14 protein-coding genes are annotated in these 12,202 nt (G+C 70.1%); 6 read left to right on the top strand and 8 right to left on the bottom strand.

Annotation, left to right across the window (positions count from 1 at the left end):
• Positions 1 to 63: 63 nt before the first annotated feature.
• Entirely contained in the window at positions 64 to 345 is a 282-nt protein-coding gene (locus tag OG844_RS37435; protein ID WP_356419508.1) for a GlsB/YeaQ/YmgE family stress response membrane protein, read from the bottom strand.
• Between the two features lie 209 nt (positions 346 to 554).
• On the opposite strand from OG844_RS37435, the gene OG844_RS37430 reads away from it, so the two are divergent.
• Positions 555 to 932 carry a DUF3099 domain-containing protein gene (locus tag OG844_RS37430; protein ID WP_406389165.1) on the top strand — a complete coding sequence of 126 codons (378 nt, stop codon included), beginning with the start codon at positions 555 to 557 and terminating at the stop codon, positions 930 to 932.
• Positions 933 to 1,139: 207 nt separating this feature from the next.
• Positions 1,140 to 1,388 carry a hypothetical protein gene (locus tag OG844_RS37425; RefSeq protein ID WP_406389167.1) on the top strand — a complete coding sequence of 83 codons (249 nt, stop codon included), beginning with the start codon at positions 1,140 to 1,142 and terminating at the stop codon, positions 1,386 to 1,388.
• Here OG844_RS37425 and moaA read toward each other — a convergent pair.
• The 3 genes from moaA to OG844_RS37410 all read right to left on the bottom strand — a co-directional run bounded on the left by moaA (position 1,371) and on the right by OG844_RS37410 (position 4,532).
• The gene (moaA, locus tag OG844_RS37420) at positions 1,371 to 2,360 is read right to left on the bottom strand and encodes a GTP 3',8-cyclase MoaA (RefSeq protein WP_406389168.1); all 990 of its coding nucleotides are present in this window, start codon (positions 2,358 to 2,360) and stop codon (positions 1,371 to 1,373) included. The genes OG844_RS37425 and moaA overlap by 18 nt on opposite strands.
• A 157-nt stretch (positions 2,361 to 2,517) precedes the next feature.
• Positions 2,518 to 4,170: a cation acetate symporter gene (locus OG844_RS37415; protein WP_406389169.1), complete on the bottom strand. Its 1,653-nt coding sequence runs from the start codon at positions 4,168 to 4,170 to the stop codon at positions 2,518 to 2,520.
• Positions 4,167 to 4,532 carry a DUF485 domain-containing protein gene (locus tag OG844_RS37410; RefSeq protein ID WP_406389170.1) on the bottom strand — a complete coding sequence of 122 codons (366 nt, stop codon included), beginning with the start codon at positions 4,530 to 4,532 and terminating at the stop codon, positions 4,167 to 4,169. Before OG844_RS37410 ends, OG844_RS37415 begins: the two co-directional genes overlap by 4 nt.
• A 302-nt stretch (positions 4,533 to 4,834) precedes the next feature.
• On the opposite strand from OG844_RS37410, the gene OG844_RS37405 reads away from it, so the two are divergent.
• Positions 4,835 to 6,364 (top strand): S8 family peptidase, encoded by a 1,530-nt coding sequence (locus tag OG844_RS37405; protein WP_406389171.1) that lies wholly within the window; start codon positions 4,835 to 4,837, stop codon positions 6,362 to 6,364.
• 70 nt (positions 6,365 to 6,434) lie between these two features.
• Here OG844_RS37405 and OG844_RS37400 read toward each other — a convergent pair whose 3' ends face one another.
• From OG844_RS37400 to OG844_RS37385, 4 genes are all read right to left on the bottom strand, one after another.
• Positions 6,435 to 7,478 (bottom strand): zinc-dependent alcohol dehydrogenase family protein, encoded by a 1,044-nt coding sequence (locus OG844_RS37400; RefSeq protein ID WP_406389172.1) that lies wholly within the window; start codon positions 7,476 to 7,478, stop codon positions 6,435 to 6,437.
• A 21-nt stretch (positions 7,479 to 7,499) separates the two neighbouring features.
• Complete coding sequence (locus OG844_RS37395) at positions 7,500 to 8,180, bottom strand: lysoplasmalogenase (RefSeq protein ID WP_406389174.1); 681 nt, start codon at positions 8,178 to 8,180, stop codon at positions 7,500 to 7,502.
• Positions 8,177 to 9,067, bottom strand: coding sequence for a sterol desaturase family protein (locus tag OG844_RS37390; protein WP_406389176.1), 891 nt, complete (start codon positions 9,065 to 9,067; stop codon positions 8,177 to 8,179). Before OG844_RS37390 ends, OG844_RS37395 begins: the two co-directional genes overlap by 4 nt.
• 110 nt (positions 9,068 to 9,177) lie before the next feature.
• Positions 9,178 to 9,897, bottom strand: a complete 720-nt coding sequence (locus OG844_RS37385) for a VIT family protein (RefSeq protein WP_406389177.1) — start codon at positions 9,895 to 9,897, stop codon at positions 9,178 to 9,180.
• A 142-nt stretch (positions 9,898 to 10,039) separates the two neighbouring features.
• Here OG844_RS37385 and OG844_RS37380 point away from each other — a divergent pair, with 142 nt between their 5' ends.
• The 3 genes from OG844_RS37380 (at position 10,040) to OG844_RS37370 (ending at position 12,202) form a co-directional block, all read left to right on the top strand.
• Positions 10,040 to 11,041: a DEDDh family exonuclease gene (locus tag OG844_RS37380; protein WP_406389179.1), complete on the top strand. Its 1,002-nt coding sequence runs from the start codon at positions 10,040 to 10,042 to the stop codon at positions 11,039 to 11,041.
• Positions 11,042 to 11,105: 64 nt separating this feature from the next.
• Positions 11,106 to 11,339, top strand: a complete 234-nt coding sequence (locus OG844_RS37375) for a hypothetical protein (RefSeq protein WP_073747930.1) — start codon at positions 11,106 to 11,108, stop codon at positions 11,337 to 11,339.
• A gap of 68 nt (positions 11,340 to 11,407) precedes the next feature.
• Positions 11,408 to 12,202 carry an SURF1 family protein gene (locus OG844_RS37370; RefSeq protein WP_406389181.1) on the top strand — a complete coding sequence of 265 codons (795 nt, stop codon included), beginning with the start codon at positions 11,408 to 11,410 and terminating at the stop codon, positions 12,200 to 12,202.

Here is a 12,202-nt window from a genome sequence, read left to right as displayed (position 1 = left end):
GGGGGCACAGCACGGCGGCCGGCCACGCGTGACGCGTGGCCGGCCGCCGTGCTGTGGGTGTGGTCAGGTCCGCTGTTTGCCGCGACTGCTCCTGATCGACTGCCAGAGCATGTCGCCGACTCCGACAACGGCCACTGCGCCGATCAGCTGCAGCAGGTGGCGCATCCAGTCGATACCCTTGGTCTCGTTGACACCGATCCAGGTCGCCACGGCGTTGCCCAGGATGCTGCCGAGGATACCGAACACAACCGTCAGCCAGAGGGGGATGTCCTGCTTGCCCGGCAGGATGGCCCGGGCGAGCAGCCCCAGGACCAATCCCACGATGATTGCCCACAACCAGCCCATATCGCCTCCTCGTGCGGCGCGGTGTGCGCACGTCCGCCCAGTCTCGGCGCATGGGACCTACACCGCATGCCGGACAGGTCCGTACGTGGTGAGGCGGTACGGATCGGGACGGACGGGACATGCCCCGGTCTCGAACCCGGCGGATGCCGGGCGTACCGTAGGAGCGGCCCGGTCCGGGGTTGCCCGGCACAGAGATCTGGTGGTGGAACATGGCGCGGAAGCAGAGCGGCACAGAGGTCTTCCGGATCACCGGAGCCCGCCAGGGACTCGCCGACGACGTGCGTGGCAGGCAACGGCGCTACATCATCTCGATGTCCGTGCGGACCGTCTCGGTGGTGCTCGCGGCGACGCTGTGGAACGTCGAGAGGCATGTGGCCGTGGTGGCCCTCGTGCTGGGCGTCCTGCTCCCCTATGTCGCGGTGGTCATCGCCAACGCCGGTCGCGAGAACGCCCCTTCACTCCCCTCGACGTTCGTGCCCGCACCCATGCGGCCCGCTCTCGGCACCGCCCCTGCGGCGGGTACTCCGGAGCCGGCCCCGGAGGCCGGGCAGACGGGCAGCACCGGAAACGTGCGCGAGAACGAGTGAGCCGGCAGGTCGGGAAAGCTCAGGAAAAGCTCAGATCAATCATGAAGTTCCTGTGCACCGCACCCCGGTCCCCGTGACATACTTCGTACGCGCTCCGCATCCCCCGTCGGAGCGACGGACCGACGCCGGGCAGCTCCCCCCGTGGCTGCTCGGCGTCGCCTTTTCTCCGGCGGGGATGCGTCGACGAGAGGCCCTAGGGTTGAGGTCGTGAACCTCCCCGAGACTTCCGCCGAGAGCGCCACCGGTGCGCCTGTCTGTTCCGCCAAGGGCTGCCGCACCGATGCCGTGTGGGTGCTCGCCTGGAACAACCCGAAGTTGCACACCCCGGAGCGGCGCAAGACCTGGCTGGCCTGTGACGAGCACCGGGAGCACCTCTCCTCCTTCCTCGGGGTACGAGGATTCCTGAAGGATGTCGTGCCCCTCGCGGAGTGGGAGTCCTCAGCCACCGATCGCTGACATCGGCCGGTCGGGCTGCAGGAAGGTCGGGTCGTCGAGTCCGGAGCCCGCCTTCTTGCCCCACATCGCAAGCTTCCAGATCCTCGCGATCTCCTCGTCCGGGGCGTCCGAGCGCAGGGCGCCGCGCAGGTCCGTCTCCTCGCGGGCGAACAGGCACGTGCGGACCTGGCCGTCGGCGGTGAGCCTGGTGCGGTCGCAGGCCCGGCAGAACGGCCTGGTCACGGAGGCGATGACACCGACGCGGTGCGGGCCGCCGTCCACGGTCCAGCGCTCGGCGGGGGCGGATCCGCGCGCGTCCTCGCCCTCGGCGGTGAGGGTGAAGCGGGTGCGCAGTGACTCGAGGATGTCACCGGCCGTGATCATTCCGTCGCGCTTCCAGCCGTGCTGGGCATCGAGGGGCATCTGCTCGATGAAGCGGAGCTCGTAGCCGTGCTCGACGGCCCAGGCGAGGAGCTCGGGGGCCTCGTCGTCGTTGAGTCCGGGCATCAGGACCGCGTTGACCTTGACCGGGGTGAGTCCGGCGTCGCGGGCGGCCTCGAGTCCGTCCAGCACGTCCCGGTGCCGGTCACGGCGGGTGAGGGTCTTGAAGACGTCGGGGCGCAGGGTGTCCAGGGAGACGTTGACCCGGTCCAGGCCCGCGGCCTTCAGGGCCGCGGCGGTGCGCTTGAGTCCGATGCCGTTGGTCGTGAGCGACATCCTGGGGCGGGGTTCCAGGGCGGCGCACTGTTCGACGATGGAGACGAGCCCGGGGCGCAGCAGCGGCTCGCCGCCGGTGAAGCGGACCTCTCGGATGCCGAGGTCGGTGACGGCGATGCGGATGAGCCTGACGATCTCGTCGTCGCTCAGCAGTTCCTGCTTGGCCAGCCACTGCAGGCCTTCCTCGGGCATGCAGTAGGTGCAGCGCAGGTTGCACTTGTCGGTCAGCGATACACGCAGGTCCGTGGCGACTCTGCCGTAGGTGTCGATGAGCACTGTGGGCCCCCTCCCCCGGTGATGTCCGCGGTTGCGCGGTCTGACTGCTCCGAGACTACGCGAGACCGGTGACATCGCGGGTGCCCGATTGACACGAGCTGCGGCGGGGCCCCGTCGTAGGTCTCTACGACGGGGCCCCGCCGGGGTGCGGCGTGCGTCAGTGGGCGCCGACGCCGGTGAGGGACTTGACCTCGAGTTCGGCGTACTTGCCCGCGTCCGGTTCCTCCTTGGAGAGGAGCGAGCCGATCCAGCCGAGCAGGAAGCCCAGCGGGATGGAGACGAGGCCCGGGTTCTCCAGGGGGAACCAGGCGAAGTCGACCTCCGGGAACATCGAGGTGGCCTTCCCGGAGACGACCGTGGAGAACAGCACCAGGAAGACGGACGAGAAGAGTCCGCCGTAGATGGACCACAGCGCGCCCTGGGTGGTGAACCGCTTCCAGAAGAGGCTGTAGAGGATGGTCGGCAGGTTGGCCGACGCGGCGACGGCGAAGGCCAGGGCGACGAGCCCCGCCACGTTCAGGTCGCGGGCCATCGCGCCGAGTGCGATGGAGACGACGCCGATGGCGACGGTGGCCCACTTCGCGGCGCGCATCTCCTCCTTCTCCGTGGCCTTCCCCTTGCGGATGACGTTGGCGTAGATGTCGTGGGCGAAGGAGGACGAGGACGCGAGGGTGAGGCCCGCGACGACGGCGAGGATCGTGGCGAAGGCGACGGCCGAGATCACGGCGAGCATGATCGCGCCGCCCGTGGTGCCGACGCCTCCGAGGTACTCGGCGAGCTGGGGTGCCGCCGCGTTGCCCGCCGGGTTCTTCGCCTTGATCTCCTCCGGTCCGATCAGTGCCGCGGCGCCGAAGCCGAGGGCGATCGTCATCAGGTAGAAGGAGCCGATGATGCCGATGGCCCAGTTGACGGACTTCCGGGCGGCCTTGGAGGTCGGCACCGTGTAGAAGCGGATCAGGATGTGCGGCAGGCCTGCGGTGCCCAGGACGAGTGCGATACCGAGGGAGATGAAGTCCAGCTTGGTGATCGCGTCCGCACCGTACTTGAGGCCGGGCTCGAGGAACGCCTTCGCGTCGCCCTGCTGTCCGGCGAGACTCTTCTCGGCCGCGGTGCCCAGCAGGTCGGAGATGTTGAAGTTGAACTTCCACAGCACCATGAACGTCATCAGCAGGGCGCCCGCGATGAGCAGCACCGCCTTGACCATCTGCACCCAGGTGGTGCCCTTCATGCCGCCGATGGTGACGTAGAGGATCATGAGCACGCCGACCAGCGCCACGATGACGATCTTGCCCGCGTCGCTGGTGATACCGAGCAGCAGCGAGACGAGGACGCCCGCGCCCGCCATCTGCGCCAGCAGGTAGAAGATCGACACGACGATGGTGGAGGCGCCCGCGGCGGTGCGGACCGGCCGCTGCCGCATCCGGTACGCGAGGACGTCGCCCATGGTGTAGCGGCCGGAGTTGCGCAGCGGTTCCGCGACGAGCAGCAGTGCCACGAGCCAGGCGACGAGGAAGCCGATGGAGTAGAGGAAGCCGTCGTACCCGAAGAGCGCGATGGCACCGGCGATGCCGAGGAAGGACGCCGCGGACATGTAGTCGCCGGAGACGGCGAGGCCGTTCTGGAAGGCGGTGAACTGGCGTCCGCCCGCGTAGAAGTCGGAGGCGCTCTTGGTCTGCCGGCCCGCCCAGACGGTGATGGCCAGGGTCGCGGCGACGAAGACCGCGAAGAGGCTGATGATCAGCGGCCGGTGCTCGCTCGTGGACGAGGCGGCGAGCTGGATCGCGGACTGCGAGTGGTATACGGCGCTCATGCGTCGGCCTCCATACGGGACTTGATGGCCTCCGCCTTGGGGTCGAGCTTCGCCGAGGCGTGGCGCGAGTAGAGCCAGGCGATGAGGAACGTGGTGGCGAACTGGGCGAGGCCGAAGACGAAGGCCACGTTGAAGTTGGCGACGACGACGGTGCCCATGAAGTCGCCGGCGTAGCTGGACAGCAGCACGTACAGCAGATACCAGGCGATGAAGCCGACGGTCAGCGGAAAGGCGAAGGAGCGCTGTGAGCGGCGCAGTTCGGCGAACTCCGCGCTCTTCTGCACCTCGAGGAATGCCTCGGTCGTGGGCTGGGCGGGACTGGTGTCCGTCGTGCCCGGGGGCGGCGGTGCATCGGTAGCCACGGATTCTCCTCGCGACGCGGGTGCGGTGGTCTCGGTAGTGGTCTTCACAGGGAGTCCTCTGTGTGGTGGGGGGTTGGCGTGCGACTCCCTGACAACGGCACGGAGAGCGCGGCGAAGCGGTTCACCGCAGATTCGCCGTTCTCGGACCCGCCTCCACGGGTGGGCCTCCCCGAGATCACACCTCGAACTCACTTGCCCTTATTCATTGATGCGGCGGCATGATCGGCGATAGCTTCACTCGATATGTACCCAGCCGGACACGCCGTGTGTCCGGCCGCAGGCACGGATGATGTGGAGAACCCATGGCTCATCTGGCATCCAGACGGACACGCGCACTCACGCTGCCCGTCGGACTGGCCCTCACGGCCTCGCTCGGTTTCCTCCCGGGAACCGCGACGGCCGCTCCGGCCCAGGAGCCGACCGCGGCTGTCTCGACCGACGGCCCGAAGCTGTCGTACGTCGTGAACACGCGGGCCGGTCACGGCACCGTCAAGCAGGTGAAGAAGGCGATAGCCAAGGCCGGCGGCACCGTCGTGACGTCGTACGACAGGATCGGCGTCATCGTCGTCCACTCGCAGAACCCGGACTTCGGCCCGACGATCCGCAGGGCCAAGGGCGTTCAGTCGGCGGGGTCCACGCGCACCAGCCCGATCGTCCCGCAGGCCACCAAGGACATCGGGGTCGAGCAGCCACTCACGGCCGGACAGGCCGAGGCCGCCGCGGCGGACGCGAAGGCCGGTCAGGACCCGCTGGAGCCCCTGCAGTGGGACCTGCCCGCCATCAAGGCGGACAAGGCGCACGAGAAGTCGCTCGGCAGCAGCAAGGTCACGGTCGCCGTCATCGACACGGGTGTGGACGACACGCACCCGGACCTGGCGCCCAACTTCGACCGCAAGGCATCGGTGAACTGTGTGTCCGGCGCCCCGGACACCACGGACGGCGCCTGGCGCCCCGCCGCCGGGGAGAGCGACCACGGTACGCACGTCGCGGGCACCATAGCCGCGGCGAAGAACGGCGTCGGCGTCACCGGCGTCGCACCCGGCGTCAAGGTCTCCGGCATCAAGGTGTCCACGCCGGACGGATTCTTCTACACCGAGGCCGTCGTCTGCGGCTTCGTGTGGGCCGCCGACCACGGTGTCGACGTGACGAACAACAGCTATTACACAGACCCGTGGATGTTCAACTGCACGAACGATCCCGACCAGGGCGCCCTGGTCGACGCGATCACCCGGGCGACCCGCTACGCGGAGAGCAAGGGAACCGTCAACGTCGCGGCCGCGGGCAACTCCCGGTTCGACCTGGCGTCCGACGCGATCGAGGACGCGAGCAGCCCGAACGACACCGAACCGGTCACCCGGACCATCGACCCGAGCCTCTGCCCCGACATCCCGACGCAGCTCCCGGGCGTCGTGACGGTCTCGGCAACCGGCGCCAAGGGCCTCAAGTCCTCTTACTCCAACTACGGTCTCGGCGTCATCGACGTGGCTGCCCCGGGCGGCGACTCGACGGTCTACCAGACGCCCGACGCCCCTGCCACCAGCGGCCTGATCCTGTCCACGCTGCCCGGCGGCGGGTTCGGCTACAAGGCCGGTACGTCCATGGCGTCCCCGCACGTCGCGGGAGTCGCGGCCCTGATCAAGTCGACCCACCCGTACGCCTCGGCGCGCACGGTGAAGGCACTGCTGACGCACCAGGCGGACGCCACGGCCTGTGGCGCCCCGTACGACATCAACCGTGACGGAACGATCGACGCGGTCTGCGAGGGCGGCACCAACTACAACGGCTTCTACGGAGCCGGTGTCGTGGACGCGCTCGACGCGGTCCGCAGGTAACACCTGCGGCAGGGCGTGAGGAGGGGCCGGGGACGCTGTCCCCGGCCCCTCCTGCCGCTTCGGGAAGCGGCTACGGCTTGATGAGCACCTTGAGGGCGGTGCGCTCGTCCATCGCCTTGTAGCCGCCGGGAACCCCGTCCAGTCCGACGCTCAGGTCGAAGACGGGAGAGGGGTCGATCGTGCCGTCCAGCACGTCGGGGAGCAGTTCCGGGATGTACGTGCGCACGGGGGCCACGCCGCCGCGCAGCGCGATGTTCCGGTCGAACATGACACCGAGGTCGAGTCCGGTACCGCTGCCGTGCGGGACGCCGACGTACCCGATGGAGCCGCCGTCGCGGACGATGCCGATGGCCGTGCGCATCGACTGCTCGGTGCCGACCGCCTCGATCACCCCGTGGGTGCCCTCGCCGCCGGTCAGTTCACGCACGGCGGCGACGGCGGCCTCGCCGCGCTCGGCGACGACGTCCGTGGCACCGAAGGCCCGGGCGATGTCGGTACGGGCCTCGTGGCGGCCCAGCGCGATGATCCGCTCGGCCCCGAGCCGCTTGGCGGCCATGACACCGCACAGACCGACCGCACCGTCACCGACGACCGCGACGGTGCTGCCGGGCTTCACCTCCGCGCCGATCGCGGCGTGGTGCCCGGTGCCGAGGACGTCGGAGAGTGCCAGGAGCGCGGTGAGCAGCCGGTCGTCGGAGGCGGCTGCCGCCGGGAGCTTGACGAGGGTTCCGTCGGCGAACGGGACCCGCACGGCCTCGCCCTGGCCGCCGTCGGATCCGACCGATCCCCAGAATCCGCCTTGGGCGCAGGACGTGGTGAGACCCTCCGCGCAGTAGGCGCACGTGCCGTCGGACCAGACGAACGGGGCGACGACGAGGTCGCCGACGGCGAAGCCGTTGACCGCGGAGCCCGCTTCCTCGACGATGCCGAGGAACTCGTGGCCGATGCGCTGGCCGGGCTGCCGGGCCGATTCGCCGCGGTAGGCCCACAGGTCGCTGCCGCAGATACAGGCACGCAGGACCCGCAGGACCACGTCGGTCGGCTGCTGGACCGTCGGGTCGGGCACCTCCTCGACGCGGATGTCGTGGGGGGCATGGATCACGGTGGCGCGCATGCGTGGGGGTCCTCGCTGGTCTCAGATGCTGGTACTCCCCTCACGGTACGCCCCGCGGGCCTGGCCGGTGGAATCACCTCGGCCGGCGAGCGCTCCCGTGGTGAGCAGGTACTGCGCGGCCAGATAGGTCAGCATGATCCAGAAGTCGTGGACGGGCAGCTGCGGCCAGTCGGCGATGCCGGTCGCGATGAGCGCGTCGGAGAGCAGGAAGAGCGCGCCGCCGAGTGCCGCGTACCGGCCGAGGATGCCGGCCCGCCAGGCCATGGTGGTGAGGAGCAGGCTGTAGCCGGTCAACGGGATCCGCAGGTCCGCGGGCAGGCCGGGCCAGAGCAGGACGAGGAAGGTCACGAGGACGGCGGCGTACGCGAGGCCGGCCGGCCTGGAGGCCCGGGCACGCCCGAAGAGCCACAGGTAGCAGAGGTGGCCTGCGGCGAAGGAGCCCATTCCGGCGAGGAAGGCCGCCTCCGCGTCGGGCATCAGGAGCACGTCCCCGCCCCAGCCGAGGAGCAGCGCGGCGATGAGCAGCCGGGGACCTCCCCGGGCGGCGGCATAGGCGGCGAGCAGGGGCATCAGCAGCGGCTTGGTGACCAGGTGGGCGGTGTCGATGCCGGCGAGGAGCCCGGCCAGGTGGAGGGCGGCGGCGGCGAGGAAGGCCGCGAGCAGCGGGCGGACGAGCCGGGGAGCGCCGGTGCGGGGGCTCATCCGGTGCGCTCCACGGAGGTGAGCGGCTGTACGGGGGCGGCTGCGGTGGCCCGGCCCGCGGGCTGCCAGCCCGGCCCACGGAAGACCCGGCCCGCCCGCTCGCTCCAGGTGTCCGCCGCCCGTACGTCACGGGCTATGGCGGCGTACTCATGGGTCGCGACGCGGAGCGGGTTGTTGGTGGCGATGTTCTTGGTGAGGCCGAAGACGGGCCGTTCGGTCTCCGCGGTGAAGGAGCCGAAGAGCCGGTCCCAGATGATCAGGATCCCGCCGAAGTTCCGGTCGAGGTAGCCGCCCTGGGAGGCGTGGTGCACCCGGTGGTGCGAGGGCGTGTTGAGTACGTACTCGCATGGGCGGGGCAGCCTGTCGATCCGTTCGGTGTGCACCCAGAACTGGTAGACGAGATTCGCCGAGGAGCAGAAGGCGAGTGCCGCCGGGTGGACGCCGCAGGCGATGAGCGGGACGTAGAACGGCCAGACGGTCAGCGAGGTCCAGGGCTGGCGCAGCGCGGTGGTGAGGTTGAACTTCCGGCTGGAGTGGTGGACCACGTGGCAGGCCCAGAGGATCCGTATGACGTGATGGCCGCGGTGGGACCAGTAGTAGAAGAAGTCCTGCGCGAGCAGCATCAGCAGGATCGTCCACCACAGGACGGGAATGCGCAGCGGGGTCAGTTCGTACACCGCGGCGTAGATCGCGACGATGGGGATCTTCCACAGCAGGTCGAAGGCCAGGCTGCCGAGGCCCATGGTGACGCTGGTGGCGGCGTCCTTGGCGTCGTACCCGGCGGCGTCCTCGTCCGGGTGAACGCGGTGGACCACCATTTCGAGGACGGTGAGCAGGACGAAGGCCGGGATCGACCACAGCACGACATCGGGCAGGTTCGGCTCCATGCGAGCACCGTAGAGCTGCCGGACGGCCGGGGGCTAGACGTTGTTACCCACAAGTATGGGAGACCGGACGTCAGCAGCCGTTGGCAGGTTCCACCAAGGGCAGCCCCGCCTCAGACCCCCGCGGCCCCCAGCAACGCCCCCGCGCCGTAGGTCACCGCCATCGCCACCGCTCCCCCGCCCATGTTCCGCAGCACCGCACGCCCCACCGCCGCGTCACCGAGCCGCGCGCTCCACCAGCCGGTGAGCGCCAGGGCCGCGAGTACCGACACCACCGTGACCGCGAGCCGCACCGAGGGAGGCGGCAGCACGATCGCCAGCAGGGGCAGCAGCGCACCCACCGTGAACGCCAGGAAACTCGCGCCCGCCGCGTGCCACGGGTTCGTCAGCTCGTCCGGGTCGATGCCCAGCTCGACCTCCGCGTGGGCGCGCAGCGCATCGCGCTCCGTGAGCTGGACAGCCGCCTCGCGGGCCACCTTCGCGCTCAGCCCTTTCTCCTCCAACAGGCCGGTCAGTTCGACGAGTTCTGCCTCCGGGGCCTCCTCCAGCTCGCGCTTCTCCGTGGCCAGCGCCGCCCTCTCGGAGTCGCGCTGGGTGGACACCGATACGTACTCCCCGGCCGCCATCGACATGGACCCGGCGAGCAGCCCGGCCAGACCCGCCGTCAGCAGGGCGGCCCTGTTGTCCGTCGCCCCGGCGACGCCGACGACGAGGCCCGCGGTGGAGACCACGCCGTCGTTGGCGCCGAGGACCGCGGCCCGGAGCCAGTTGAGCCGGGCACCCAGTCCGTTTTGATGGGGTTCGTCGTGTGTCTGCGTCTGTGTGTCCGTCACCTCGGGAGGGTCTCACCGCACGGTCGCCCGCCGCACCCCGACCCGCCCGTCCGCCGACTCGGCCAACTGCTCGGCACCCGCTCCGGGTTCGCGGTCCACAGGCGCCCGAATAGGGCACTGTCGGTCGCGGCCCGTATTCTCTGTGACCATGCTCGACGACCGCCAGACCGCAACGCCGTGGCCGACCGCCTACCCCCAGGGGTACGCGGTCGTCGACGTGGAGACCACGGGACTCGCCCGCGACGACCGGATAGTGTCCGCGGCCGTCTACCGCCTGGACGCCCTGGGTAACGTCGAGGACCACTGGTACACGCTGGTGAACCCCCAGAGGGATCCGGGGCCCGTCTGGATCCATGGCCTGACCAGTGCCGTCCTGGAGGGCGCACCGCTCTTCCCGGAGGTGGCCGCGCAGTTGTCCGAGCGGCTCGCCGGCCGGGTACTCGTCGCGCACAACGCGGCGTTCGACTGGTCGATGCTCGCCCGCGAGTACGCGCGCGCGGCGGTCGTCGCGCCCGTCGAGCAGCGGCTGTGCACCATCGCGCTCTCCAAGGAGCTCCGGCTTCCCCTCCCCAACCACAAGCTGGAGTCGCTCGCCGCGCACTTCGGCGTGGTGCAGCAGCGGGCGCACCATGCGCTGGACGATGCCCGGGTGCTGGCCGAGGCCTTCCGGCCGAGTCTGCACGCGGCGGCCCGGGACGGGATGCGGCTGCCCCTGCTGGAGTGCCGGCCGCTGACCGAGTGGTCCGACTCCCCCGTCACCCCGCGCATCGGCTACCAGGCGTCGCACGGCCAGGGCAGCTGGCGGCCCTCACGCAAGCGCCCCGCGTGCCCGTACCCGAATCCGGGCCGGTACGAGTCGGACAAACCCCTCATGCAGGGGATGCGGGTGGCGTTCTCCGGAGACACCTCGATCGACCGCGAGCTGCTGGAGGACCGCGCCGTGGAGGCGGGCCTGCACGTGGCGACCAGCGTCTCCCGGCTCACGAGTCTGCTCGTCAGCAACGATCCGGACGCGGCGACGTCGAAGACGGTGAAGGCGAAGTCGTTCGGCACGCCGATCCTCGAGGAGAGCGCCTTCACCCATCTCCTGCGGGACGTGGCACCGGCGCGCTCGCGGATCGTGCCGCCGCCGTCATCGGAGTGAACCGGGCGCGACTCGCCCGCCGCCCGCTCGCCCGCCACCGCCCTCTCGTCCGACCCTGTGGCGCATGGCACGTTGCGAGGTTTGCGGAAACGACTACGGGATGTCCTTCGAGGTGCACGCGCAGGGCGCGGTGCATGTCTTCGACTGCTTCTCCTGCGCCATCCACCGCATGGCGCCCATCTGTGAGCACTGCCGGGTCCAGGTGATCGGCCAGGGCGTCGAGGTCGACGGCCACTGGTACTGCGGCGGACACTGCGCCCGGGCCGAGGGAAGGGCGGGCATCGTGGACAAAGTGTGACAGTCCGCCCCGGCCCCCCGGGGACCCCTGCGTGCTGCACCCCATGACCCCGGTTGTACGGTCATGGGGTGTACCGCTTCCTGTTGACCCGGCAGTGGGTGATTCTCACCCTCCTCGTCCTCGTCCTGATTCCCACGATGGTCGAGCTCGGTTTCTGGCAGCTGCACCGGCATCAGCACCGCGTCGCGCAGAATGCGCTGATCTCGCAGAACCTCGAGGCGAAGCCGGTCCCGGTCTCCCGCCTCACCTCCCCGGGACACACCGTTCCCCGTTCCGACTACTGGCGCGCGGTGACGGCCACCGGCACGTTCGACACCGCGCACGAGGTGGTCGTACGGCGCCGCACCTCGAAGGACGAGCGCATCGGTGTCCACGTCCTGACCCCGCTGGACCTCAAGGGCGGCGGCACCGTGCTGGTCAACCGCGGGTGGGTTCCCTCAGCCGACAGCCAGCAGGCATTCCCGGAGGTCCCGGCCCCGCCCCGGGGCGAGGTCACCGTCACCGGCCGACTGAAGGCCGACGAGACGACGGGCGCCAGTGGGATCAAGGACCTGGCAGGCCTTCCCGACCGCCAGGTGATGCTCATCAACAGCGCCCAGCAGTCGCAGCTGCTCGGCAGGCCCGTCCTGGGCGGATATCTCGAACTGACCGCCCCTGAAACGGCCGACGGCACCCCCGAGATGATCCCCGCCCCCGACGACGGCTCCATCGGCTCGCACATGGCCTATGCCGTCCAGTGGTGGCTCTTCGCCGCCGGCGTGCCCGTCGGCTGGGTGATCCTCGTACGGCGCGAGAAGCACGACCGTGAACAGGCCTCACGGGAGAGCGAGACGGCCGGGGAGCCCGCACCCGTCTCCGTGTAG

Source organism: Streptomyces sp. NBC_00887 (assembly GCF_045207585.1).
This window is presented reverse-complemented; position numbering and strand designations above follow the sequence as displayed.

Excerpts from the sequence above, each read along its gene's own strand:
- OG844_RS37435 (WP_356419508.1), bottom strand. The coding sequence starts at position 345 with ATGGGCTGGTTGTGGGCAATCATCGTGGGATTGGTCCTGGGGCTGCTC.
- OG844_RS37430 (WP_406389165.1), top strand. The coding sequence starts at position 555 with ATGGCGCGGAAGCAGAGCGGCACAGAGGTCTTCCGGATCACCGGAGCC.
- OG844_RS37415 (WP_406389169.1), bottom strand. The coding sequence starts at position 4,170 with ATGAGCGCCGTATACCACTCGCAGTCCGCGATCCAGCTCGCCGCCTCG.
- OG844_RS37405 (WP_406389171.1), top strand. The coding sequence starts at position 4,835 with ATGGCTCATCTGGCATCCAGACGGACACGCGCACTCACGCTGCCCGTC.
- OG844_RS37400 (WP_406389172.1), bottom strand. The coding sequence starts at position 7,478 with ATGCGCGCCACCGTGATCCATGCCCCCCACGACATCCGCGTCGAGGAG.
- OG844_RS37395 (WP_406389174.1), bottom strand. The coding sequence starts at position 8,180 with ATGAGCCCCCGCACCGGCGCTCCCCGGCTCGTCCGCCCGCTGCTCGCG.
- OG844_RS37390 (WP_406389176.1), bottom strand. The coding sequence starts at position 9,067 with ATGGAGCCGAACCTGCCCGATGTCGTGCTGTGGTCGATCCCGGCCTTC.
- OG844_RS37375 (WP_073747930.1), top strand. The coding sequence starts at position 11,106 with ATGGCACGTTGCGAGGTTTGCGGAAACGACTACGGGATGTCCTTCGAG.